Raw genomic sequence first — 26,387 nt, 5'->3', positions numbered from 1 at the left:
TTCTTATTATTTTAATGATTTAATCTAAAATTTAAAGAGTAAACTTGCTTCAATCGAGAAAGAATTGAAACCATCAGGAGCCGTATGTTTATACCAAAGTCTGTAAGGGAGGTAAGAAGCCTGCACGCCAATTCCCACGTTATTCTTCCAGAATCGGATTCCTTGACCAATTTTCAGAGATGAAAAGCTTGCAGTATGTGAATTGATGTGTATCGTATTTTCATTTTCAGAAGTTCTCTCTGGCTTATCTTTAGGTATATTTCCCTCATCAAAAATCAAATTGTGAAGACTCAATTCTGACACCCACTCTATTGTATTATTTTTCACAGGACAGGCTTTAATCATCCTTGCGCCGAAATTCCACATAAATTCTTCAGAGCGAATTGGATATAGAACACCATTTTTACCATAATTAAATTCATAAAAGCTTTTGCTGTAACCTAAATTTGTACCTAACTCCAAACGTGTTTGGGTTTCATCAACATGAAATCTGTACCAATATCCTCCATAAAATCCTGCACTTTGATTTGTTTTAAACTTATTAAAATTCAAAAAAGAGCCGACTTCAATTAAAGATTTTTCAGAATGTTTAAGCTCTGTACTTTGTGCAGAAAGATTCAGATTCAAACACAAAAACGTGAATATTACAACTGTTCTCATGGCTTAAAAGTTTATTAGTGGAAGTGTACGTTTTCCGTTTTTGTTCCAAAACCCAATTTGAAGACCTTTCATTTTACCTGATTTATTGACCAGACCAAACTGAACACCCTTTGTATAAACACTTTTATTGACAAAGCCTATCTGAACACCTCTCAAAGTTTGAGTACTGTTGAAAGCAGAAAAACTTAAGCCTTTCATTTCATGGGACGAGACAGCAAAAGGTGCTACGAAAATTCCTTTTCCTTTTTCAATATCAAAGGAAGTGAGCGAACCCATTACCCCATTCATCGTATGACCGTAATTATAAAGAGAAACGCTTACTCCATTGTGACTTACTCCTCGTAAATAGCCTGCCACAGAGATATTGAGACCATTAACTTTAATCAATTCTTCATTTTGAAACCTGGAAGGATCATAAAAAAGAAAATAAATCAATCCAAAGGGATTAACTTCTACATTTAACCCGTTTACTTTCTGTAATCCTGTAAGATCATCATCTTTGAAGAGATATTTAGGGTCGTAACCTAACCCGAACGCCAGTCCGTTTACTGTTCCTATTTCATAATTCAATGGGGTCACAGCGATAACTCTTGTCTCTTGACTATTTACCCGCAAACTGTCTTGACTAAACATCAAACCATTCAAGAGAATAGCGATTATTAAAAAGAAATTCGTTTTCATAACATATTGTTTTAAAATTATAAGTCAAAGCTAGATTTGAAAACACCTTTCACGAATGCGATAAAAAATTAAAATAAATAGCTACATTTGTGAAAATCGCAAAAACGATGAATCAGGAAGTTTTATTGAAACAAATCAGAAAGAAAATTGGTGACAAATCTTTGAATGATGAAATTGCAAACATTCTCAACATCAGTTATGATGCAGCACACCGACGAACTTCCCTCAAAGCAAAATTCAGTTTTGAGGAAGCTTTAGAATTGGCAAAATATTATCAGATTTCTCTGGATCAGTTTTTGGGAACTGAAAATCAATTGGTAGTAAAAAGGACACAACCTGTAAAAACTCAGGAAGATTTGCTGTACTTTTTTGAAAGTTCACTGCAGATTCTGAATGTTTTTCAGAGTATCAATCAGTCAAAAGTATATTATTCTGCGAAAGATATTCCGTTTTTTTATACGATTTCGAATACTATTCTGTCACGCTTCAAATTTTATGTTTGGATGAATTTGCTGAATGAAGATAAATTCCTGGGTCCATTTGAGGATTTTGATTTGCCTTACCATTCTCCAAAAAACGAAATGCTGAAAGATTTATACGAAAGTCAGAATGTTACCGAAGTTTGGAACGACACAACCATCATGAGTATTTTAATGCAAATCAATTTTTATTCAGAAATGGGACTTTTGAAGTATAAAGATATTGTTTCGATTTTGGAGGAAGTGAGAAGTGTTTTAGAAAATATTGAACATAAAATTCAGCACAATCCGAATTTCAGTTTTTATGTAAATGATTTGGTCATCTTAAGCAATAATATTTTGTTTAAAAATGAATTTCAATCGTCGTTTTTTATTCCTTTCAATATGTTTGGATACATGATGACGAATGATGAAAATACCTGCAATGATACCGTAATTTATTTCGAACATGAAATTAAAAACTCAAAATCATTAAATACTTCAGGAAACAGAGAACGAAAAGTGTTTTTTAATAAAATGTATCAGGAAATTGATAATTTACAGGAAAAGCTTAAAATTTAGTCTTCGTCTTAAATAAAAAACGTTCTTATTTTAAAATAAGAACGTTTATATATTGTTAAAAAAATTTACTCATCCTTCTTCGAAGGCACTAAAAACACATCAATCAAACCTTCCGGAAGTTGCATTTTGATGAATCTTTCTTCACGGTTCACTTGAAGAATCCAGTCTTTAATCAAAGGAATCACCACTTCTTTTCCATCAAGATTCGTTACGAAATAATTTTGTGCAGTCTGATCATTCACAGATCTGATAACACCGCAGCTGTTATCCTGTTCATCAAAAATTTCATAACCGATGATTTCGTGGTAATAAAACTGTTTTCCAGTCAGTTTTGGTAAAGACGCAAGCGGCAAATACACATTTTTTCCCAAAGACTGATCAACCAATGCTTCAGAAGAGTTTTTAAAAGCAATATTGAGCGCATCAAGCTTACTGAATGAAGTTTTCTCAATAAAAAAAGGCACTAATAAACCATTGATTTCTACAAAAATAGAATCCAGTTTTTTGTACAGTTCAGGCTGGTCTGTATCCAATTTAAGAATAACATTTCCTGCAAGACCGTGTCTGCGTGTAATTTTTCCTAATAAATAACAGTCTTCTTTTTTCATGTTGCAAAATAATAAAAATTCTGAATAATTTCTTGTTTTACCCCAACCCTAAATGGAGGAAGAAATCCAGAGAAGTAGTTTGATAAAGTCTAAAATAAATTTGCACCCTTTAGGGGCGGGGAAACTAATTTATTTTTTAAAACAACAAAGACACGAAAAAATCGTGCCTTTGCTTTGTATTTTCTTAAAAGAATTAAGCCTGAGTTTCTTCAGTTCCTTCTGCTTCTGCAGTTGGTTCTTCAGTAGTTTCAGCAACTTCTTCAGCAGGTGCATTTGCAGCCTCTTCAGCAGCTTTAGCATCAGCTTCAGCTTGTGCAACAGCAGCTACTCTAGCTTCGTTTACTTTTTGCTCAGCTTCGAAAGCAGCTTTTTTAGCATCAGATTTAGCCGTAGCCAAACCTTCCACTTTACCTTGAACTTTAGCATCTTTAGCGTCAACCCAAGCAGCAAATCTCTTTTCAGCTTCAGCCTCATCAAAAGCACCTTTAGCAACACCACCTTGTAAGTGTTTTTTGTAAAGAGCACCTTTATAAGAAAGAATCGCTCTGGCCGTATCAGTTGGCTGAGCACCGTTGTTTAACCACTTTACAGCAGAATCAACGTTCAAATCAATTGTAGCAGGGTTAGTAATTGGGTTGTAAGTTCCGATCTTTTCGATGAATCTACCATCTCTTCTAGATCTTGAATCTGCAACTACGATGTGAAAAAAAGGTCTTCCTTTTGATCCGTGTCTTTGTAATCTGATTTTTACTGACATAATGTTTGAATTTTATGGGAACTCGTCCCGATTTAATATTTAAGTGTGCAAAGATAGTAAAAAAGTTCAATATTCAATATTTAAAATTCAAAATTCTACTACATATTAAATTTCAAATCACAAATTTCAAATTTCAAATCTTCGGGAGCCGGAAACCTGCTTTCACTACTCGCTTTTTGCGTCAAATCTCTTCCCTCCGCGTACAAAAAGAGCTCAAACAGGCCGTTCAATCAGGGCTAGTTACAAGTTGGCTTCCAAATTATTTGTATTACCACTTTTCCTGAAATTTATCTACAGCTTCCTGACCTATCGGAGTGAAAAAGTTTACCAAATTTCCATCCGGATCACGAAATAAAAAAGACTTATTCCCCCAAGGCATTACAGTCGGTTTTTGCACGACAGAATCTTTCAGAAAATCAAATAACCTTTCATAATCCTTATCCACATCATCAGTCAAAAATTCTATGATGACACTTTTATTATAAGACGCTCTTGCCACCTTATCACCTCCCAAAAACTGAAGCGTTTTTGTACTTCCAATCGCCAAAGTCGCCGTTTTAGTCTTCAACTCAACAAAATCCGGAGTATATCGAATGACTTCCATTCCGGTAAGTTTCTCATAAAAACTTGCTAATCTTTCAACATTTTCTGTAATAATCCTTGTAGATACTAAATTCATGATATAAAATTTTAATACCACAAAGATATTCCGACCGTGTGACAGCTATTTGTCAGTAGTTTAAAAAATTGTTACACTGTTATATTGGTAGATTGTTACACTGTTACACTGTTGCATTATTATATTAGTCAACCCTTCCCAAATAAAACAGCCCCAAACATTTTTGATTTTCCTCAATCGTCAAAGAATCCTTCAAATGATCAACAATCTTTGGTGAGCTCCAGTAACAACCGATATTGTTTGCTGTACAGGTTAAATACATATTCTGAACTGCCATGGAAACCGCCGCAATCTCCTCCCATTCAGGAACCATTCCGCTAAAGTTGACAACAATTGAAATAATTGCATCCGCTTTATTGATTTTAAAACCGATGTCGGTATATTTCTTCTCTAAAAAAGTCTGTGGAGCGGTATTGGATTTATAGATTTCCTGCATTTCCAAAGCCAGTTTTGCTTTTTCTTCGCATTTAAAAATTTTGAAACGCCAAGGTTTTGTACGTTTGTGATTAGGAGCAAAAGTTGCTGAATTTAGAATTTCATCAAGAATTTCCTGAGAAATTTCATTTTCAGAATAATCTTTAGGAAAAATACTTCTACGTTGCTCTATAATTTGTTTTAAAATTTCTGATGTATTCATGGTAACAAAAATACTGAAAAATGCGGTAAGCTGGAGGATGTAAGTTTTTTGGGATGCGGGATGCGTAGCAAAATTAAATTGTATTGATTCTGTTACAAATTTTCATAAATAATTCTCCGTGAATTTTTTTAATGCCACGAATAAACGATTACAACATTTTAAACCTGAAAAAATTTGTGCATTCGTGGCATTCCACTTGGCTCTTTTTACTTTTTACTTGGCTCTTTAAAAAACCTCTTCAATCTTCTGATGAATTTTATTCAACACAAACTCATCACCGGCTTTCATGCCCATCATTTTTTTTGCCATAGGACTTTCGGCAGAAATAGCGTAGAAACGGTCTCCTTCAAAGAAAAACTCTCCTAAAGAAACAGAAATATAGAAACGTGCTTTATTGGTAATCACCAAAGATCCAAGCACAACACGGTCTGATTTGGTGTTCAAAACCTTTTTCATTTGCTCCTGCATGGTTTTAAGGTTGGCCATCTGTTTATCTAAATGATAAATTTCCTCCTGCATTTCTTCCCGAATAGAATCATATTTTGACGTCTTTTTCACCTCACGGCTGGCCTCCAAGGTAAAATTGAGATAAAACTCCAGCGTTTTTACCTTCCCGGAAATCATATCTCTTACAAACACCCGCAAATTACTTTTATCATACATCGCCTTCTGCATACATCAAAATCTTTTACATAAAGATAATGTTTTAAATTAAATGACGGGTTTATCCCATGTATATTTATACGTATTGAAACCAAGATTGAACTCCTCCGGAGTTCTGTTTATGCTGGGGTCATTTTATCTGCACAGATATTGCTCCTCTGGAGCAGCTATCTAAGCAATGGTTTCAAAGATAAAAACGGCAGTATTTAAAAGTTAAACAGACTCAGACTATTCACCAAAATAAAAATAACTGCTTTCCAAATTGAAAACAGTTATTCTTCTATGTAAAGCTAAAGGCTACAAGCAATCCGTCATAAGCCAAATTTATTCCACCAGTTTCTTCAGATTCTCCAAACCTTCGCCATAAGATTTCCCCATTTGGTAATCCATCATTGGCTTCATAATTTTCATCCATGTTTCCTGCTCGGTATCCATGCTCCAGGTAACTTTTGTAGCGTTACCTTCGGAAGTCAAAACAATATCTGATAGGGCTTGTCCGGCAAATGGTCTTTTGAAAGTCATTTCCGTGGTTTGTTTTTCGTTTGGAACTAAAGCTTTAATTTCCTGACATCCGGCTCCGGCATCATCATTTTTACTGTCCCAGCAATATTTGTCGCCTACTTCTCCGGAAGTTCCGCTGTATTCAATTTTCATATTCTTATCAAGTTTCATCCACGGATTCCATTGGTTGAAGCCCTTCATTGTGTTCATTTGCTGCCATACTTTTTCTTTTGGAGCATTAATCACCATTGATTTTTCATAATGATACGTATTATCAAATACCAACAAGGCAATGATTGCATAAATACCTAAAAGCAGAACGAGCCCGCCGATAATTTTTAAAATTGTTTTCATAGCTAGATTTTTAATTTTTCTTAAGAGGTTTGCGCCAAAAATATAAATTTACTCAACATTTACTCTTTTCTTATGACAAGATTGCTGCAATCTGTCAGAAAATATGTCAAGGCATTCTTTTTGAGCAGGTGAATCGGTAAAATTTAATTACCTAAATTTACTTAAAAAGATAAAAAAATGAACATTTTAACAGAAAAATTCACTACTCCATATCATTCAGCACCATTAAACGAAATTAAAAATGAATATTACCTTCCTGCTTTTAAAGATTTAATTGAAAAATCTCAAGCCGAAATCGACGCAATCGTCAACAATTCATACGAACCCACTTTTGAAAACACCATCGAAGCTTTGGCTTTTTCGGGCGAACAGCTGGACAGAGTTTCCAATATCTTTTTTAATTTAAATTCCGCGGAAACCAGCGATGAATTACAGCAAATCGCTCAGGAAGTTTCACCAATTTTAACAGAGTATTCTTCAAAGATTTCTCAAAACGAAGCTTTATTTAATAGAATTAAAAAAGTTTACGACGAACGTGGAAAATACAATCTGAACGAAGAGCAGCAAATGCTTTTGGATGAAACCTACAAAGGTTTTGTAAGGAGCGGCGCACTTTTGAATGAAGAAGACAAGGAAAAATTAAAGAAAATCAGCATGGATTTATCTTTAAAATCGCTTCAGTTCGGACAAAATGTGTTGGCTTCAACCAATAATTATTTTAAACACATCACCAATAAAGAAGATTTAGCCGGAATTCCCGAAGCGATTATCGAACAATATGCGGAAGATGCCAAAGAAAAAAATCTCGAAGGTTGGGTGGTCACTTTGCAGTATCCAAGCTATATTCCGTTCATCACTTATGCTGAAAACCGTGAATTAAGAAAGGAAATCGCATTAGCGAACGGCAAAAAATCTTTTGACGGTGGAGAATTTGACAATCAAAACCTTATCAAAGAATTGCTGAATTTAAAACAGCAGAAAGCTGAACTTTTAGGTTATTCAAATTATGCAGATTACGTTCTGGAAGAAAGAATGGCAAAATCTCCAACGAAAGTAATCAACTTTCTGAATGAACTTCTGGAAAAAGCAAAACCGTTCGCAGAAAAAGAAATAGAAGAATTAAAATCTCTGGCAAAAGCTGACGGAATCAACGATATGCAGGGTTACGACCACGCTTTTTATGCAGAAAAACTCCGAAAAGCAAAATATGATTTGAATGATGAAGAACTGAAACCTTATTTTCCATTAGAACAGGTTCAGGAAGCCGTTTTTGGACTATCAAAACAACTTTTCGGGCTGACTTTTGTGGAAAGAAATGATGTTCCGAAATATCATGAAGATGTGAAAGTTTATGAAGTTTTTGAAGCAGGAAGCGGGGAGATGGAAGATGGAAGTTGGAGCATGGAAGATGGGGGCAAAACGCAAGACGCCAATAGCCAAAAGCCAGCGGCATTTAAAGCCTTGCTTTACGTTGACTATTTTCCAAGAAAAGGCAAAAGAGCCGGAGCGTGGATGACGAGTTATAAAAATCAGTATCAGAAAGACGGTGAGAATTCCCGTCCGCATATTTCGATTGTCTGTAATTTCAGCAAGCCAACGAAAGATACACCGAGTCTGCTGACGTTTCAGGAAGTGACGACTTTATTCCACGAGTTTGGTCATGCTTTGCACGGAATGATGGCGAATACGCAATATCCGAATCTTTCAGGAACTTCTGTGAAATGGGATTTTGTGGAATTACCTTCTCAGTTTCTGGAAAATTTCTGCTACGAACCTGAATTTTTGAAAACGTTTGCCAAACATTACAAAACCGGCGAAGTTTTACCGGACGAAAAAATCGAGAAAATTGCTCAGTCTAAAAACTTTATGGAAGGTTATCAGACCATGAGACAAATAGGTTTTGGATTGTTGGATATGAATTATCATTCTAAAATTGAAGAGTTGGAGAATATGAGTGTGAAAGAGTTTGAGGACAATTATACCAAAGCAACTCAGCTTTATCCTGCGAATCCTGAAACAGCGATGAGTCCGAGTTTCTCACATATTTTCCAAGGTGGATATTCTGCGGGATATTATTCTTACAAATGGGCAGAGGTTTTGGATGCCGATGCCTTCCAGTATTTTAAGGAAACCGGAATTTTCAATCCTGAAACGGCAGCGAAATTCAAAGTATTACTTTCTTCGGGAGGAACAAAAGATCCGATGGAATTGTACAAAAATTTCCGAGGAAGTGAGCCAAAAGTGGAAAGTTTGCTGAAGAGAGCTTTTGGGTAGGATTTTTCTCAAATATATAAATGTCCGTTCTAATTATTAGGCAAAAATCAGCAGTCACTTTGTCATTCCAGAGGAATCTCAACACACTGAAATTTAAATAGTGTAGATTCCTACGCAAATCGAAGATACGACGTAATCAATCACAAACAAACCGTTTAGAACTAAGTTATCAAGTATTACCGACATTCAATAAAAATATTGTAAACTCCATGAAGCAAAATGCTTTCTGGAGTTTTTCTTTGAAAATTCACCAAAGCTCCAAACACATTAGATATTTATAGTCAGTTATTTAATAATTGCGTTGAGCAGAGTGGTTTTTGAAAGTCTATGATTTTCATCTTAAATACTTCAAACTTTATTATTTTTGACAAAACTATCGATTATGAAAACACTGTCAATTTTGTTACTACTTTTTTCCATTAAAAGTTTTTCACAAAGAAGAAATTATTTTCCCGATTCAGATAAAATCCCCAATTGCAATTTAATTGATCATGGAAGCTTTACCAGAGATGATAAAAAAACTCTAAAAATAAAATTTCGCAAAAATAAGATGATTGAAATTTGGGGAGACCGAGAAATTATCGTTGAGAGTTCCCTAAAAATGAATGACAAATGTAAGTTTGAAACTGAGATAATAAAAATTAAAACACAACTTACATCCCAAGACAACTTTCTTTACATCGGTAAAAAGACAAAATATGAAATTGTGGAAACAGGAAAAAAATATATCGTTTTAGAATATTCTTGTAATGAAGACCGAAATACTTGCACTGAAATTTTAGATAAAGTAAAATGAAATACCTCCTCACCCACCAACAAACCTCCCGCCTCCGCTTCCGAAAACTACAACCTTCCGATTTTGAAAACTGGCTCGAACTATTCAAAGACGAGCACACCGCAAAAATGCTCGGAATGGATGATTTTAAAACTCCAGAAGAACGCTGCGAAAAATGGTTTGACTGGACTTTCCACCGCTACGAAAACAATCTTGGCGGACAAAATGTTTTGATTTCAAAGGAAACTGATCAGCTCATCGGACAATGTGGATTATTGGTTCGTGAAGTTGAAAACGAGTTTGAACTGGAGATCGCCTACTCTATTCTTCCACAGTTTCGTAGACGGGGTTTTGCGTCTGAGGCAGCAAAAAAATGCAGAGATTTTGCTTTCGAAAATGATTTTCATAACCGCTTAATTTCTATCATTCATCCTGAAAATCAAGATTCTAAAAACGTTGCCTTGAAAAATGGAATGACTTTCAAAAAACAAATTGAATATTCCGGAAATACGATGGATTTGTTTCAAATTGAAAAATCAGATTGGCAAAAATCAAATTAATTTGTACATTGTGAAAAATCAATTCAGGAAAACGATACAATGAAGAGCATCACTCAAAGATTAGAAAACGTAGTTAAGCTTCAGGCGAAAAGGTGGGAAAATGAAGATTATTGGGATGATATTAATGATTTGCTGATCAAAGAACTGGAAGATATTTTAACCATTGAACCACAAAATACTTCAGCTTTAATCAATCTTGGCGCCGTTTTATCTGATTCTGGAGAAAATGAAAATGCACTAAAAGTTCTTAAAATCGCTGTAGATTTAGGCTCCGAAGATAAAAATCTGTACACCAATATCGCCATCGTCATGGTTGATTTAGGAATGAATCCCGAACATTACCATGAATATCTGGAAACTGCCGAAAATTTCACCGAAAATCTGCTTACGTTTAAAGCATTTTTTGATCCGAATGCTTACTGAAAATTAGCATTCCAAAAATCACATAAAAACATTAAATTTGCCCATCAAAAAAAGCTAAAGCCGAAAGCATTTAGCAAAAAGCAACAAATATGACTTCACAGGAAATAAGACAACAGTTTTTAGACTTTTTTCAATCTAAACAACACCTCATCGTTCCTTCGGCGCCAATCGTGCTGAAAGACGATCCGACTTTGATGTTTTCCAACTCTGGAATGACGCAGTTTAAAGATTATTTTTTAGGTTACAAAGAGCCTAAAGCCTCAAGAATTGCCGATACACAGAAATGTTTAAGAGTTTCCGGAAAGCACAATGATCTGGATGATGTGGGTCGTGATACCTATCACCACACGATGTTTGAGATGTTGGGAAACTGGTCTTTTGGCGATTATTTCAAAAAAGAAGCAATTACCTGGGCTTGGGAATTGTTGACGGAAGTTTACGGAATTCCGAAGGAAAACCTTTACGTGACCATTTTTGAAGGCGACGAAAAAGAAAATCTGGATAGAGATACCGAAGCTTACGATTTGTGGAAACAGTTCGTTTCTGAAGACCGGATTATCAATGGAAATAAAAAAGATAACTTCTGGGAAATGGGTGCCAGCGGACCTTGCGGACCTTGTTCAGAAATTCACGTTGACCTGAGAAGTGCAGAAGAAAAAGCTAAAATTTCAGGATTGGAATTGGTGAACAACGACCATCCACAGGTGGTTGAAATCTGGAATCTCGTATTCATGCAGTTCAACAGAAAAGCAGACGGTTCTCTGGAAAATCTTCCTGCAAAACACATCGATACCGGAATGGGCTTCGAGCGTCTTTGCATGGCTTTACAGCAGAAAGAATCCAATTACGATACTGATGTTTTCACACCTTTGATTGCAAAGGTTGAAGAACTTTCAGGGAAAAAATATACCGGAATTTTAACGGACGAAAAAGACATTGCCATTCGCGTTGTCGTTGACCACATCAGAGCGGTTTCGTTTGCGATCGCTGACGGACAGCTGCCTTCCAATGGAGGTGCAGGTTACGTGATCAGAAGAATTTTAAGAAGAGGAATTTCTTATGCTTACCGATTTTTAGACAGAAAAGAACCTTTTCTTTTTGAACTGGTGGCTGTTCTACAAAACCAAATGGGAAAATTCTTCCCAGAGCTTGAAAAGCAGGGCAAACTGGTTACTGAAGTCATTAAAAGTGAAGAAGAATCTTTCCTGAAAACAATTGAAACCGGATTATTAAGAGTTGATAAATTAATTCAGCAGACGATTTCTGAAGGCAAAAAAGTATTGCCAACTGAAGAAGTTTTCGAACTGTACGATACTTACGGTTTCCCTGACGATTTGACGAGGATTATTGCTGAAGAAAAAGGTTTGACCATTGACGAAGCTGGTTTTGAAGCTGAAATGGCAAAGCAAAAGCAGCGTTCTAAAAAAGACTCAGCTTCCAAAGTCTACGATTGGGTTGTTTTGGAAGAAAAGCCTGAAAACTTTGTAGGTTACGATCAGACTGAATCTGAAACTTACATCACAAGATACAGAAAAGTAGAAAATAAAGACGGTGAATTTTATCAGATAGTGCTGAGCAACTCCCCTTTCTATCCTGAAGGTGGTGGACAAATCGGTGATAAAGGTGTTCTCGAAAATGCAGTTGAAAGCTTTGAAGTTCTGGAAACCAAAAAGGAAAACGGATTAATCATCTCGCTCATCAACGGACTTCCAAAGGATGCCGGAGCAGTTTTCTACGCAAAAGTGAATGCGACCGAAAGAAAAAATTCTCAGGCAAATCACTCTGCAACGCATTTACTGCACGAGGCTTTGAGAGAAGTTCTGGGAACTCACGTTGAGCAGAAAGGTTCATTCGTTGGTCCGGATTATCTGCGTTTCGACTTCTCGCATTTCAGTAAAATGACTGAGGAAGAACTGGCTTTGATTGAAGAAAAAGTCAATGCAAAAATTAAAGAAAATATTGCTTTGCAGGAATTCAGAAACATCCCGATTCAGGAGGCGATTGACAAAGGTGCGATGGCATTGTTTGGCGAAAAATATGGCGACAGCGTAAGAATGATCCAGTTCGGAACTTCAAAAGAATTATGCGGTGGAACTCACGTAAAACATACCAGTGAAATTGGTCATTTTAAAATCAATTCTGAAGCCTCTGCAGCTGCAGGAATCAGAAGGATTGAAGCGATTTCCGGAGATAAATCTGAAGCGTATTTTAAGAGTCTTGAAAAGCAGGTAATTGAATTATCTCAATTGCTGAAATCCAAAGACATCGTAAAATCAATTGAAAAACTGATGGACGAAAACGCTTCACTAAAATCTGAAGTGGAATCTCTGAAAAAAGAAAAAGCAAAAGGCGAAATCGGCGACTGGAAAACTTCTTACGAACAAAAAGGCGACAAGCTTCTTTTGGTAAAGAAAACCTCTCTGGATGCAGGTTCTGTAAAAGACATCGTCTTCCAGCTGAAGAAAGAAATCCCGACTTCCATAACCATTGTTTTATCCGATGCAGATGGCAAACCGATGATTACTGTTGGTGTTTCCGACGATCTGGCAGGTATTTATCAGGCTGGAGCATTAATTAAAGACTTAGCCAAAGAAATACAAGGCGGCGGCGGCGGAAATCCTGGTTTTGCAAGTGCAGGTGGAAAAAATCTGGATGGTTTGGAAAATGCTTATCAGAAAGCTTTAATGCTGTAATTTCATATCAAATATAAAAATAGTAAACTCCCGAAATTTCGGGAGTTTGTTGTTTTTAGGAAAGATTTAATCAACAGTCATTTGAATGTGTTAAGATTTAAATTTTTAATTATATTTGTTTTCACATCGTTTGGATTTCAAATATTAAAAACTTCAGTATGAAAAGATTTCTTTTTATTTTAATTTTATTTCTAAGTCATTTTTTATCCGCTCAAAAAAGTTATAAAATCAATACCGCAACCTGGATATTTAAAGCTCCTAAAAATTATGTGGCTAAAGCTGATAACTTTGAAAAAGCAGTGAAGGCAGGTGAAGAATATTTAAAAAAAGAAGAAAATATAGATACATTTTCCACTGATGATGTCGTTTTGCTGACGTTAGAAAAAGAAGATTCCAGTCCAAATGTTATTATGGTGAGTTATAAAAATAATTCGTCAATACAGGATCATACTTTAAATGGCTACGCAAACATTGTAAAAGAAATGCTGTTGCGAAATGCAAATCACGATTACCCGGATGCTGAAAATGCAGTAATAAATGAGGAAATTACAATTGATAAAATAACTTTTAATGTCGTAAGACAGAATTCCTTTTTTAAAGAAAAGAATTATCTGGCTACCAAATATTTTTATATTGCAGAAATTGACAATAAAGAATTCATGATTGTAGTGGTAAATACCACTGAAGAAGATAGAAAAAATGCAGTAAAATCGGTTTTAGATTCAAAATTCATCATCAGATAGAATACTTTTAAAAAATAAAAAACAGGCTCAAACTGGTTTTATCTTTGAGCCTGTTTTTTTTATTTAATATTGAATAATTTAAAATTTAGTGAAGTTTTATTACTTACTTATTCTTAATCTCAACCACATAATTGTATTTTTCCATTTTGCTGACGATGGTTGCCATCTGAGCTTCAATGCTTTTTATTTTGCTGTTGCTTTTGGCAAGATCACGGTTGAAAGCTTCGGTTTCCTTGAGCAGTTTTGCAGTTTTCTTTGCGTCTGCTGATGTGGATTTTGGGTCTGATGAAGTAAACTTATCTGTTTTCCTGTCAGATTTTTTGTTCAGCGAATTGACCTGAGCTTCCAGTTTTACGTTGTTCTGTCTTTCCTTTGCCAGATCCATACTTTTGTCAAGAAGCTGAGAATAGATTTTAAAAAGTTCCTGTTTCTGCTTAATTTCCTCAATGGTTTGCGCTTTCATGTGCGTTCCGAAAATACCAATACCTGCAAAAAATAAAATGGTGAATACTTTTTTGATCATTTTGTTATGTTTAAATATTTCCGGCAAAGGTAAGGAAGATTTTTTTTGTGGTATTATTTGAGATTTATGAAAGTTTGGAGATGAATATTTGAAAAAAAAAAACCTTGTTGGTGGACAAGGTTTTTATTTAATCACTGCACCACACGAAAGGATTTGTGCGATAGCGAGGTGATGTAAAAATCGTGATGTTTTGAAGGCTTTGAATATTTAATTTTATTTCTGTAAATATACAGTAAAAGCAACTGCAGTGATGGCAGTTGCTTTTTTATGTTCTGTCAATAGGGATGGGTTTTAAACAATCATCAAATAAAATCATTATTGTCTGATGAAAATAAATAAAAATCAACAAGACAATAATAAATTAAAATTTTCATCAAACTATTTATACCGGATTTGTCGGTGGCACTTCCGGCAGACCGCTTGGGGTATCATAGATGATGTAGTCGTTGTATTTGGCTTCGTTGGTTTCGTAGAAAATATCCTGTCCGATGCCTGCGTATTTTACAAGCAGTTGGTACAGAATATTGAGGGCTTCTACTCTACCTTCGGCGGCAACATCACGGTCGGAAATCCCCTGAGCCTGTGCATCGATGGCGACATCCAAAGCATCGCGTTGGGTAATCAGAGTGTTGATTTTGTCCTGAGTAAGACCTTCACCTGAAAGTTCGGTAAGGTATTTTTCTGCGGTGCTGCTCATAATTTTGGCGACACGTACAATCTCGGCATCGCTTTGCTGACTGATGAGGGCATTGCCGAATTCCTTGTATTTGGCACTGAACTGCCCGAAAACATTTTCTGCCATATTAAAAATACTGCGCATTGATTTTTCGAGGGCTTTTCTGGCAGCATCTTTCTGTTCGGTGAGATTGATTTTGATTGCTTCGAGCTGTTCATCGCTTGGGAAACTGTCTACGTTGCTTAGTGCAGTCGTCAGTTCGGTCTTTTTTGCGGGGCTGTAGCCACGGTCCGTGAATTCGGCAATATCTCTGTCGATTAAACCGATGAACTCATCTGCTTTTTGTTTCAATACGGAATCTGCTAATTTGAAATCACGTATTACCTGTTCTTTTTTCATAATGAATTTGTTTTTGTGTTTATACTATTGTTTTGAAAACTAAATTTCTCTTTGGTTTTTATTCATCAACTTTCACAATAAGCCTGTAAAGTATTGATAAATAACAAATTGTACTTGATTGGCTCTTCGGAGTGGTTGATTGCCTCTTCGGAATGGTTGAACGGCTTTTCGGAGTACTTGACTCGCTCTTCGGAACGGTTGACTGCCTTTACGGAGCACTTGAACGACCTTTCTGAGGAGTTGATTTCCTCAACGGAACACTTGTTTGCCTTTTCTGAACGGTTGAAGCGGTCTTCGAACTCCTTGAGCGACCCAACGGAATGCTTTACCGGTTCTTGGGTTTAAAAAGTTGTGGGTTAGAATTTGGGGTATTGTGGGATCCAGTGATGCCGGACACCTGCGCATGAACTGCGGGATTATTGTTATTAGTCATCATTTTGTTTTTTGTTGTTCTTCAAACAAATATAAAAATATTTTTGAATAGTATGGGATTTGTGTTTTATTTTTTTGAAATGAGAAAACCTCGCAGGTGGGCGAGGTTTTTATATTGGAAGTTTTTATATTTGTTCGATAAAGTATCAGTATGCAGACTTTCTACGGTTTATTCTAATATTTAAATAAATTAAAGCTTTCTATTTTTTTCTTCTCAAGATTTTCTAAAATTAGTTTTTTAATTAATTTTTCTGTCTTAAGATTCTTATAGTCTTTATGTAGGAAAATATCTATTGTAACTTGTAGTTCAGATGTTTCAATTTTACGTCTTGAATAATCTTGAAATGATAAGTTTAAAACAACAAATCCAGGGATTAAGTTATACTTCAGCTTATATTTTATATTTATTGATGAGAAGATAAGCTTTGGAAAATATACTTCATTGTAAAGCAGTTTATGCTTTTGTAATCCTTTTCCATTTAATCTTAATTTGTCTATTTCATCAAAAAAATCTTTTACATCTTTGTGACTCTCTACATCCTCATCTAAGTACAACTCGATATCGGTAATAGAATGAAACTCCAAGTAATCACTGAATTTAGCGTTGAATGAGTAAAAAAACTTTATTCTAGATGTATTATTGAAGTCATTAAATTTTATTGTAATAAAATCATCATCCTTTCCTATTATATTTTTCTTATATAAAAATTCCTTAGCTTTTTGGATTACAATTCGATTTATTTCTGCAGTTTCTTTAGATGTAGAATTTTGTTCTACTATAACTTGAATACCATCACTTTCTGTCTTTTTAATAATTATAGAACCAGAATGTGATGTTTTATTGCTTGTCCAGTCATTAAGAAGATTTTCACGTTCTATTTTGTAATCGAAGCGTGCTACATTTTCTTCATCAAAATAAAAATTTGGATTTCCAATGACACTAAAATTTGGCTGATAAGTATGCCGATCTTGAAGTTCTTTGTTTAAATCTATTTGTTCATCAAAAATATCTGATAAGTCAAAGTTCTGTATACAATTTATCGATGCCGTTTTATACTTATCTGAATCTTCCTTACTTTTTTGAGTAGCGTAAAGCTCTTCAAAATCATTAGGACTTATAATTGATTTTGTAAGTAGTGGTACACTGTTATTTTTTTCGTTATGTCCAAGAAAAACTCCTTTATCTTTTAACAAGGAATTTATGTTAGTTGTTGTAATATTAGATTTTGTTAAAAGCTGTCTAATTTGATCACCTTGTGGGAGAAATTCTATATTCATTTTTAATTACTTCTAAAGTCAGATGGGAATTTTTTTACAGAAAGGTTTTCACCTAATATATAATCTTTGAAATTAATCAATGCATCTTTGACTATATTTTGATCTCTTAAACTGTCATAATTTTTATAGTTTAAGATGATTTTTTTTGCTGCGTTTATTTGGTCAAAAGTTTTTGCAAAAGATAATATTTGTGAAAAACTAATACTACTAAAATCATCATTAATAAATATTTGCAATACAATTTCTTCTTTATTACGTACCCTCAGTGTAAGTATATCTGAATAAAGATAATTTATTGGAAAAATTTTCCCAAACGAAGAACTTTGTATTTTATCGAAATTTAAGCCTGAATTATGATATACAAAATCAACATTTTCTTTTCCATAAATTTGTTTAATTTTAAAAATACTTTCGTACAAAAAATTAACTCTTTGATTGTCTAGAATAATTATTCGATCAAATTTTAAATCATTACTTAAGGTTGTATTTTTAATTTTCGATATTAAATCGAAATCTTGCTCGCTATCATTCGACAACCAAACAAGAATGCCAGTAAGATCTGTTTTGTTGACATTATTAAACTTGTAATTTATTTCGCTTTTAGTTTTTGAATTTTTAAAGCATTCCAAGGTAAATGCTAAATCAGTCATATGACTTTTAAAATCAGATTTTGGGTATTTTGCATATTCAAGAGTATATTTTGAAGAGATTAAAACAATGTCAAGCAAATTATCTTCAACTGGACTTTGATAGTAAATTAACCCATCTATTCCGTGTGTAGTTTTAGATGTTTTAGCTGTTTTATGTTTTTCACCTTTAATACATTCTGTCGATATATTTTCTTGTAAGGAATTAAATTCTAAGATATCTTCAAATACAAACTTTGTAATTCTCTCTCCTTCTTCTCCTATAGATTTTGACCATTCTCCCATTATATATAATTATTTTAATTTATTTCTCTATTAAACCATTCCAATAAAAATCTATATGCAACATCTTTTACATTCTCCAACTTACTAATAACATCTTCAACATATTCAATCTCGATTGGAATTAAGCCGTGCGCTATATTGTTTCTTATAACACTCATTTCGTTGATCCATCTCTCATTGCCATTTATTCCTTCCCATCTTGATGGATCATCAGTCCATAGTGTCTCAAAACAATTCCAAATTTGGTTGATTGATCCTCCTGTAGTTCTTGCATTTGGCGTATGATACTTTGTTGCAACTATACTAATTGAATTCCAAAAGGCTAAAAATTTGTCAAAAGGATCATCTGAGTATAATCCTTTCCTATACCAATTCAAACCACGAAGAAATGTTGTATGATTTAAGTTGAGGTTTCTTGAGATTTCAAAAGCTTCTCTAAATTCAGCGTTCTCTATGATAGCTTTTACATTTCCTCTTAAGCTTTTATTTACTATTTCATTATCAGAAATATTTATTGGTTTATTTAATTTAAACGAGAGGACATCAAGCATTTTCCCGATAAATAATAAGGCTATCTTTTTAGCTCTATCTTCAGAATTAGTTCTCACAGTTGTAGAAATTTTCAAACCGTGTTGAGTACTGTTTATTTTGACAGAGCTATTGAATATAGCACCAATTTCTAATTCTTTTTCAGTAGAGAAATTAATTGAGGACTTTATTGAAATAGTCCCTATTACATTAAGTTCGACTTCGTATATTCTCATAAATATTTTAATGGTTATTGTAAATGTTGAAATTTTTTCAATTTTTATATTAAACTAAGTTTTGCTAAAAATAAATAATATCTCTACACAAAACAATTTTATTTCAACCCTAAATGAAAAAAAAACCTCCTATATTCTCTATACAAAATTATTCTTCAAATAATTCCTCCTCGAACTGCCGGTAGCTGTCAACAGTAGAAATAGTATTTATTGATAAAAACCCTTAAAAACATTAACTAAAAAACCTTTTTATCATTCAAAAGGGAATTGAAACCATTTCAAAACATCCATATCCAACTGAAAAACAAACCGTTTCGCTTTTAACAAAATATTATATCCCTCCACTTCAATTTATTTCAGCGTAATCAATAGTTTTGCTGCATCAATACTATTTCAATGAATAAACATTTATCCGCTCTCTTTTTGTTTTTCAGTATCTTTTATTTCAGTCAGAATCAGCTGAAAGTGTTAAACAAAACCAATAAACAACCCATCGCCAATGCCGCCGTTTACTGTGATGACGCTTTGCTGGGAAAAACAGATATCCACGGAGTTTTGTCCTTTAAAACCAAGTGCAAAAAAGTGGAAATTATTGCCAATAATTTTGAAGATGCCACGGCAGATGTGAAGAAAAATAGTGAGGTTTTTCTGAATCCGCTTTCTGAAAAAATGCAGAATATCGATAAGGTCGTGATTTCCAGCAAAAGCGATGACAAGGCTTTGAAAATCCTTGATGAATTCAATAAAAGAGAAAAGGAAAATTCTCCGAAGTCCTTGGATTCCTATGATTTTAAATCTTATACCAAATATTCAATCGATGTAGACAAAGATTCGATCGGCATCTACAAAAACTTTCTTTCTGTGAGAAAAGATTCCCTTTCAAAAGTGGAAAAGAAAGATCTGAAAATGAAACCTAAAGAAATCAAAGATTCATTGATTGGCGAAGAGTTTATCGAGGCTTCACAGGAATCGCAGATGTTTCTCTGGGAAAAAGCAACTGAGTACAAATATTCTCAAAAGTTTGGCGAAAAAACCAATATTCTCGACAACAGAATGTCGGGTTTTAAAAATCCGATTTATGAAGCTCTGGCGATTAATATTTCGAATCTAAACCGAACGCCTAGACAACTGAAACCTGAAAACAGACAGCTTTTCTACTTTTTTCTTTCAGACACGATTCAGATTGACGGGAGAGATACTTATGTGATTAAATTCAAGGAAATTACAGACAAGAAAAAGCAGAATCCGAGGAAATTCAACGGAAATATTTTTATTGACAAGCAGACGTATGCACTCAAAAAATTTGAAAGCGTCAACAAAAAATCAAACGCCGGAAACATCGTCTCTGTCTGGAAACCCATCAACGGAAAATGGTTTCTCGACTATGAAGACATCAGGCTAAAAATGGGCGACCAGTCTTTTGACACCTCCAAAAAAGACAGCATCAAAGCAGGCGAAAAAGCAAAATACAACTCCAAAACTTTTGGAAATTACCTGTATGTGAAAAACCGCTTCTTCGATTTTGAACTGAATAAAGAGCAGAAAGCTAATGAGTTTAAAGGCTACTCTCTCGAATTGCAGAACTCCGACGGCAACCTTCTCGACAAATACCGTACAGACAGCCTTACCACAAGGGAAAGTTCGACCTACGCCACTCTGGATAAGTTCGTGGAAAAGCATGATTTTGAAAAGAAACTCAGCTTCCTGACTCAGCTAATGCGTGGAAATCTGCGTTATAAAATAATTGATTTTGATCTGACCAAATTTTTCAGCTACGACAAATATCAGGGATTACGGTTGGGAGCTGGGGTAAAACTGAACGAGAAATTCAGCAAAACCATTTCTCCGGACGGCTATTTCGGCTACGGATTCAAAGATCACCGTTGGAAATACGGATTAGGTTTAGATGTAAAACTTTCGCAGAAAAGAACTTCTGTCTTCAGAATTGATTATGTGGATGATGTCTTTGCTGCAGGACGTTTCAGCAATAATATGTGGGATATGATGATGAATCTGGCAGACAATAATCTTGACCTTCACAACGCCAATTTTTACAGAAATCAGAAGTGGGGAGCTTACTATTCTTACGATCTTTCGAATTCTTTAAGCATGAAAATCGGTTTAAATAAAGAAAAACAGAATGCACTTTTCGGATATCAGTATCAGAATCTCGGGAACAGTTTTGACAATACCAGCGCCACGCTTTCCCTTAAATATTCGCCCAATGACAAAAACATCATGACCCCAAGCGGGAAATTTACTTTCGAAAAAGGTTTCCCACAGGTTTACTTGAATTTCGAAAAAGGCTTCAACGCTTTAGGCGGAGATTTAGATTACCATAGATTGGATGCGATGTTTGTGCATCAGTTCAGAACAAAACTCGGCTACACCAACATCAAACTTTTTGGTGGAATTTCTTCGGGAACAGCACCAATCTGGAAGAATTTTGAAATTGCCGGTCACAGAGATGCCAATCCGAATGAATGGTATTCCAACATCAACACACCGTCGAATTTAGGTTTTACGACGATGCCCGCCGGAACCTTCTTCGCCGATAAATTTGCAGGGTTTAAAATTACACAGTATTTGCCTTTCAGATTTCAAACCATCGGAACAAGATATTCCAACATTGAACTCGAGTATCAGTCGGCGATCGGCGCCTTCAAAAATCCTCAGGATCATCAGTTTAATTTTCAGGTTCTCGATCACAATTATCAGGAAGTTGGCGTACTGTGGAATCGCTTCTTGGGAAGAAGTTTTGGGCTTGGATTTTCTTACAGACTCGGGCATTACCAGACTTCGGAGTTTAAAGAAAATTTTGGAATTAAGTTTAAATTTAATCTTGTGAATTAAATTTAAATACGTGAATATTGTGAGTTTTAAAACGCAAAGAATTTAATTTATACCATATTAATTTAAAGAGCAAAGGATATCAATAAATTGATTTAAGCTTGTGCTTATGCATTTTTTAAAGCAGAAACTTGTGGGTTTCTGCTTTTTTGTATTTTTTCAAAATTGGCAAAAATTTAAAAAAAGATTTTCTTTTCCCCGACCCTAAAGGGAGGAAAAATATTTTTAAAATTTAATCAAAAGTATCATTTCTAAGACTGAAGAAACAAAGTAATAAAGTTAATATACGCTATGATTGCAGCGAAAATGTTCGGAAAATTTCATCAAAATTACTCCCTTTAGGGTCGGGGAAAATAATTTTGATGAAATTTAGACAACTAATTTGATGAAGCAATCAGGCATTTTGTTAACGCAATCATGCATTTGGTTAAACCGTCCAAGCACTTAGTTGAAGCAATCAAGTACTTAGTTAAGGCATCCAACCATTTATTTAAGGCGTTCAAGCATTTGGTTGAGATAATCAACTGTTTGGTTAAGGCGTCCAACCGTTTGGCTGAGGCAATCAAGTACAATCTACTACATTTCAACACTTTGCAGCCAAATTTGAAAACTTTCAAAATCTCAAAAACCAAAAACACCTCGCTTCTCTCTTCCGATCTCGCCGCCTTCAATCTTCCATCTCCCCTCTCCCCTCTTCCTCCCTATTTAAACTCATTCTAAGTATTGATTTTCCGTTAACAAATCATCATTTTAATCATAACAAAATTAAACGATTGGTTTTGTCCCGTTAAAATTCAGTTCACACTTTCCTCTTAGTTTTGTGAAATCAATAAACTATAGAAAGTATTATGAAACTAAACCACACTTTAGCAGCTTTGTTCTTATCTGCTGCAGTATTTCAAAGTTGTAAAGACGATGACAATACTGAAAACCCAACCAACGAAGATATCAAACTTGAAAATTTTTCAAAAGAACCGGCTTTCGTTTACGGAATGACAGGTTTCGAAAATCTAAACATTACGACTTTAATTTCAAGTTCAGATGTTTTGGCAGACAGCCCCAACTTTGTATTTGCAGGACAGCCGGACGGAATGGGAATTATGAAAGACCCAAACTCCAATGGTTATTTAATGATTACCAATCATGAGATCACGCAGTCGGTTTCAAGAGTTTATTTGGATAAAACTTTCAAACCTGTAAAAGGAGAATATATCCTGAACGGAATCGGTGGAATGACAAGATTGTGTTCTGCTACTTTGGCGACGGTTGCTGAGCACGGTTTCAGTGCTTTTCTTACGGCTGGAGAATCAGGAGAAGAAAGTATGGTTCATGCTTTGAATCCTTTGGCGGCAGCGTCTCAGGCTTCAGACAAGACGAGAGTAAAACCTGCTTTAGGTAAAGCTTCCATGGAAAATGCAGTTCCGCTTCCTAAAGATATTTCAAACGGAAAATCTTATATTTTAATTGGTGAAGATCAGTCTTATTCCACTTCGCATCAGTCCGCCGGTCAGCTTTTGATGTACGTTGCCGACACTCAGGGAGATTTGGATAATGGTAAACTATACTCTTTAAAAAGAACCAACAACAATACTACGGAAACTGATATGACCAAAGGTTCTCAGTACGATGTAGAATTTGTAGAAGTTACCAATGCTAAAAATTTAACCGGAGCACAAATCAACCAGAAAAATCTGGACATCAACGCCATCCGTTTTTCAAGAGTGGAAGATGTTGATTACAGAAAAGGGGCTGGAAAAGGAAGAGAAATCTACTTCACAGCTACAGGAGAATCGAATGACGGTGTAAATCCTAAACCAGGTTTGACGATGTGGGGAAGAGTATATAAACTGGTTTTAAACCAAAACAATATGATGACCGGAAAGCTTGAAGTGGTAGCTGAAGGAGATTCAAGCCCGGGAAGTAATCTAATCAATCCTGATAACCTTTGTGTAACTGAAAACTATGTTTACATTCAGGAAGACGGAGATTCTTATTACACTGCAGCAGCTCATGATTCTTACATCTGGCAGCTTGATATCAGCACAAAATCTTACAAGCCGTGGTTGAATATGAAGCACGCAAGAACAGATTCTGCATGGCAGACGGCTTACAACCAGTCGGGAAATCTACAGAAATTCGGATCTTGGGAATACGGTGCGATGATCGATGTTTCAGACATCATCGGTGTTCCGAATACTTTTGCAGTCAACATTCACTCTCACACATGGCAAAAAAACGGTTTTGCCAATGCTGACGGAGCCGGTGTGAATACCAACAAAGAAGGCGGACAGATCGTACTGATCAGAAACGTTCAGAAATAATATTAACCATGTAACCTTTAAAAGTATCAGTAGAGTTTTCTCTATTGATGCTTTTTTTTAAATAATGAAACTTTTTAAAGATCCTTTTTGCGTTTTTCTGATTCTGCTTTTCAGCATTTTCACGATTCTTCAGTGCAACAAACCCAATCAGCCTTTGCAGGACGATTTGGTGGAAGTGAAAAATGCAGTTTTCAAAAACAATGAACTTTTTCTTGCTCAAATTGATGAATTAATCGACTTGGTTTCTAAAGATGCCGACAACAAAATTGTTCAGAAAAAATTTGACAATCTTCGCCAGACCTACAAAAAAATGGAATGGGCAATAGAATATTTCCTTCCTCATTCTGCAAGATTCATCAACGGACCGGCTTTGCCTGAAATTGAAATGGCCGAACACACAGAAATTGAGCCCGAAGGTCTTCAGGTTTTGGAAGAAATGTTTTATTCGGATGAAAAACAGGACAAAGCTGAAGTCATCAGAATACTTAAAAAGCTTACCAATAAAGGGAATACCATTAAAACCAATTTTCAGGTCATCACAGTAACAAAAGATCAGACATTCGATGCATTGCGACAGCAGGTTTTCAGAATTTCAAGTTTGGGAATTGCAGGTTTTGATACGCCTGTTTCAGGGAAGTTTCTGGAAGAAATGCCTGTTTCGCTTGAGTCTTTAAAGTCTGTTTTAAACTTAATTTCAACCGAAAAATCCCAAAATTCATCTTTAAAGAAAATCGTTTCACAAATTGATCAGTCTAAACAGTTTTTAAATTTAAATAAAGATAAAAATACTTTCAACTATCTTGAATTCATCAGCGTTCATCTCAACCCACTTTCTTCTCTCCTGCTCGATTTCAGAAAGGAAGAAAACATTCCTAATGTGGAAGTGACCACTGCTCTTAGAAAAAATGTAGGCAATTTTTATTCAAAAGACGCTTTCGATGTCAATGCTTTTGCTCCGGGAAAACAGTATGAAATGTCTCCGGAAAAAGTGGCTTTGGGGAAGCAATTATTTAATGATAAAATTCTTTCCAACAATAATTCAAGAAGTTGTGCAAGCTGTCACAATGCAGAAAAAGCTTTTACAGATGGTTTGGAAAAATCCATGTCATTAGAAAATGCCAAATTGCAGCGAAATACGCCTTCTTTGAATTATTCAGCATTTCAGCACGGTCAGTTTTGGGATATGCGAAAAGATGATCTTGAAGGTCAGAGTTCGGACGTGATTACCAATAGAGAGGAGATGCACGGCGATTTGAAAACAATTATTTTAAAAATTAATCAAAATAAAAATTATCGGCTGGCGTTTGCTAAAGTTTTTAAAACAGATAAAATTGAAGAGTGGCAACTGCAGAATTTGTTGGCAAGTTACATCCGTTCATTGGCCACTTTCAATTCAGATTTTGATGAATACATGAGAGGAAATAAAAACGCTATGACCGAAAAGCAAAAGAAAGGTTTCAACCTTTTTATGGGAAAAGCACAGTGTGCGATCTGCCATTTCGTTCCTCTTTTCAACGGAACAGTTCCACCAAATTACAAGAAAACCGAACAAGAAGTTTTGGGAGTGGCAGAAAATGCTGCCAATAAAAAGCTGGATTCAGATTTAGGCAGAGGAAAATTTCATGAAACAGTAGCTTTTCTTCAGAATTCATTTAAAACACCAACCTTGAGAAATATTAGCAAAACCGCTCCATATATGCACAACGGTGGTTATAGAAACTTGCAGGAAGTAATGGAATTTTACAACCAGGGCGGCGGAAAAGGTTTTAATTTAAAAGTTGAAAATCAAACGCTTTCAGATGCAAAACTCAATTTATCGCAAAACGAAATTGATGAGATTATTGAGTTTCTGAATGCTTTGAATGATAAATGATGCAATATTTTAAAGACGTTTTTTTTAATGTGAAATTAATTAACAGGTCGCCGCGATACGACTTTCGAATTCGTTTATATTTTTTATGATTGTCAGTAATTTATAACACCTTAGTTTTTACAGCTTGTTTGTCATTCCGTAGGAATCTCAACACACTGAAAATAATGCAGTTTAGATTCCTACGGAATGACAAAATGACTGCTGATTTTGTATAATTTAAAAAAGAGGTAATCGTTATATTTTTTGTAAAAAAATATTCAAAATCAGCAAATAAAAACCTCGCAATTTTGT

Annotated in this window: 23 protein-coding genes; 10 read left to right on the top strand and 13 right to left on the bottom strand. The window is 34.9% G+C overall.

Annotated features, from left to right (window positions below):
• Positions 1–24: 24 nt before the first annotated feature.
• Complete coding sequence (locus AC2A1G_RS01695) at positions 25–660, bottom strand: hypothetical protein (protein ID WP_484045226.1); 636 nt, start codon at positions 658–660, stop codon at positions 25–27.
• Between the two features lie 3 nt (positions 661–663).
• Positions 664–1,341 (bottom strand): LA_2272 family surface repeat-containing protein, encoded by a 678-nt coding sequence (locus tag AC2A1G_RS01690; RefSeq protein ID WP_484045225.1) that lies wholly within the window; start codon positions 1,339–1,341, stop codon positions 664–666.
• An 89-nt stretch (positions 1,342–1,430) separates the two neighbouring features.
• Between AC2A1G_RS01690 and AC2A1G_RS01685 the strand changes: the two genes are divergently transcribed.
• Positions 1,431–2,381 (top strand): helix-turn-helix domain-containing protein, encoded by a 951-nt coding sequence (locus AC2A1G_RS01685; RefSeq protein WP_484045224.1) that lies wholly within the window; start codon positions 1,431–1,433, stop codon positions 2,379–2,381.
• A 65-nt stretch (positions 2,382–2,446) separates the two neighbouring features.
• Here AC2A1G_RS01685 and rimM read toward each other — a convergent pair whose 3' ends face one another.
• The 6 genes from rimM to AC2A1G_RS01655 all read right to left on the bottom strand — a co-directional run bounded on the left by rimM (position 2,447) and on the right by AC2A1G_RS01655 (position 6,580).
• Complete coding sequence (gene rimM, locus AC2A1G_RS01680; RefSeq protein ID WP_484045223.1) at positions 2,447–2,989, bottom strand: ribosome maturation factor RimM; 543 nt, start codon at positions 2,987–2,989, stop codon at positions 2,447–2,449.
• 193 nt (positions 2,990–3,182) lie between these two features.
• Positions 3,183–3,746, bottom strand: coding sequence for a 30S ribosomal protein S16 (locus tag AC2A1G_RS01675; protein ID WP_484045222.1), 564 nt, complete (start codon positions 3,744–3,746; stop codon positions 3,183–3,185).
• 268 nt (positions 3,747–4,014) lie between these two features.
• Positions 4,015–4,425, bottom strand: coding sequence for a VOC family protein (locus AC2A1G_RS01670; protein WP_484045221.1), 411 nt, complete (start codon positions 4,423–4,425; stop codon positions 4,015–4,017).
• 124 nt (positions 4,426–4,549) lie between these two features.
• Positions 4,550–5,062: a nitroreductase family protein gene (locus AC2A1G_RS01665; RefSeq protein ID WP_484045220.1), complete on the bottom strand. Its 513-nt coding sequence runs from the start codon at positions 5,060–5,062 to the stop codon at positions 4,550–4,552.
• A gap of 225 nt (positions 5,063–5,287) precedes the next feature.
• Entirely contained in the window at positions 5,288–5,737 is a 450-nt protein-coding gene (locus tag AC2A1G_RS01660) for a hypothetical protein (protein ID WP_484045219.1), read from the bottom strand.
• A gap of 312 nt (positions 5,738–6,049) precedes the next feature.
• Positions 6,050–6,580: an SRPBCC family protein gene (locus AC2A1G_RS01655; RefSeq protein WP_484045218.1), complete on the bottom strand. Its 531-nt coding sequence runs from the start codon at positions 6,578–6,580 to the stop codon at positions 6,050–6,052.
• A 177-nt stretch (positions 6,581–6,757) separates the two neighbouring features.
• Here AC2A1G_RS01655 and AC2A1G_RS01650 point away from each other — a divergent pair, with 177 nt between their 5' ends.
• The 6 genes from AC2A1G_RS01650 to AC2A1G_RS01625 all read left to right on the top strand — a co-directional run bounded on the left by AC2A1G_RS01650 (position 6,758) and on the right by AC2A1G_RS01625 (position 14,048).
• Complete coding sequence (locus tag AC2A1G_RS01650; protein ID WP_484045217.1) at positions 6,758–8,854, top strand: M3 family metallopeptidase; 2,097 nt, start codon at positions 6,758–6,760, stop codon at positions 8,852–8,854.
• A gap of 550 nt (positions 8,855–9,404) precedes the next feature.
• Positions 9,405–9,650, top strand: a complete 246-nt coding sequence (locus AC2A1G_RS01645) for a hypothetical protein (RefSeq protein ID WP_484045216.1) — start codon at positions 9,405–9,407, stop codon at positions 9,648–9,650.
• Positions 9,647–10,189 (top strand): GNAT family N-acetyltransferase, encoded by a 543-nt coding sequence (locus AC2A1G_RS01640; protein ID WP_484045215.1) that lies wholly within the window; start codon positions 9,647–9,649, stop codon positions 10,187–10,189. Before AC2A1G_RS01645 ends, AC2A1G_RS01640 begins: the two co-directional genes overlap by 4 nt.
• 39 nt (positions 10,190–10,228) lie before the next feature.
• Positions 10,229–10,612, top strand: a complete 384-nt coding sequence (locus AC2A1G_RS01635; RefSeq protein ID WP_484045214.1) for a tetratricopeptide repeat protein — start codon at positions 10,229–10,231, stop codon at positions 10,610–10,612.
• Between the two features lie 89 nt (positions 10,613–10,701).
• Positions 10,702–13,305, top strand: a complete 2,604-nt coding sequence (alaS, locus tag AC2A1G_RS01630; protein WP_484045213.1) for an alanine--tRNA ligase — start codon at positions 10,702–10,704, stop codon at positions 13,303–13,305.
• Between the two features lie 158 nt (positions 13,306–13,463).
• Positions 13,464–14,048 carry a hypothetical protein gene (locus tag AC2A1G_RS01625; RefSeq protein WP_484045212.1) on the top strand — a complete coding sequence of 195 codons (585 nt, stop codon included), beginning with the start codon at positions 13,464–13,466 and terminating at the stop codon, positions 14,046–14,048.
• Between the two features lie 103 nt (positions 14,049–14,151).
• Here the strand turns inward: AC2A1G_RS01625 and AC2A1G_RS01620 are convergent, their stop codons facing one another.
• The 5 genes from AC2A1G_RS01620 to AC2A1G_RS01600 form a co-directional block, all read right to left on the bottom strand.
• The gene (locus AC2A1G_RS01620) at positions 14,152–14,571 is read right to left on the bottom strand and encodes a hypothetical protein (RefSeq protein WP_484045211.1); all 420 of its coding nucleotides are present in this window, start codon (positions 14,569–14,571) and stop codon (positions 14,152–14,154) included.
• A 382-nt stretch (positions 14,572–14,953) separates the two neighbouring features.
• Positions 14,954–15,646, bottom strand: coding sequence for a hypothetical protein (locus AC2A1G_RS01615; protein WP_484045210.1), 693 nt, complete (start codon positions 15,644–15,646; stop codon positions 14,954–14,956).
• A gap of 606 nt (positions 15,647–16,252) precedes the next feature.
• Complete coding sequence (gene gapS4b, locus AC2A1G_RS01610) at positions 16,253–17,356, bottom strand: GapS4b family protein (protein ID WP_484045209.1); 1,104 nt, start codon at positions 17,354–17,356, stop codon at positions 16,253–16,255.
• A gap of 2 nt (positions 17,357–17,358) precedes the next feature.
• Positions 17,359–18,288, bottom strand: coding sequence for a GapS4a family protein (gene gapS4a, locus AC2A1G_RS01605; RefSeq protein WP_484045208.1), 930 nt, complete (start codon positions 18,286–18,288; stop codon positions 17,359–17,361).
• 14 nt (positions 18,289–18,302) lie between these two features.
• On the bottom strand, positions 18,303–19,052 hold the full coding sequence (locus tag AC2A1G_RS01600) for a hypothetical protein (protein WP_484045207.1): 750 nt from the start codon (positions 19,050–19,052) through the stop codon (positions 18,303–18,305).
• Between the two features lie 396 nt (positions 19,053–19,448).
• On the opposite strand from AC2A1G_RS01600, the gene AC2A1G_RS01595 reads away from it, so the two are divergent.
• From AC2A1G_RS01595 to AC2A1G_RS01585, 3 genes are all read left to right on the top strand, one after another.
• Positions 19,449–21,905, top strand: coding sequence for a DUF5686 family protein (locus tag AC2A1G_RS01595; RefSeq protein ID WP_484045206.1), 2,457 nt, complete (start codon positions 19,449–19,451; stop codon positions 21,903–21,905).
• An 845-nt stretch (positions 21,906–22,750) separates the two neighbouring features.
• Positions 22,751–24,223 (top strand): PhoX family protein, encoded by a 1,473-nt coding sequence (locus tag AC2A1G_RS01590; protein WP_484045205.1) that lies wholly within the window; start codon positions 22,751–22,753, stop codon positions 24,221–24,223.
• A 64-nt stretch (positions 24,224–24,287) separates the two neighbouring features.
• Positions 24,288–26,096, top strand: a complete 1,809-nt coding sequence (locus tag AC2A1G_RS01585; protein WP_484045204.1) for a cytochrome-c peroxidase — start codon at positions 24,288–24,290, stop codon at positions 26,094–26,096.
• Positions 26,097–26,387: the final 291 nt, after the last annotated feature.

Source organism: Chryseobacterium sp. HNCC26DJ240, assembly GCF_057180485.1.
The sequence above is the reverse complement of the archived record's forward strand: the minus strand, read 5'-3'. Positions and strand labels throughout refer to the sequence as shown.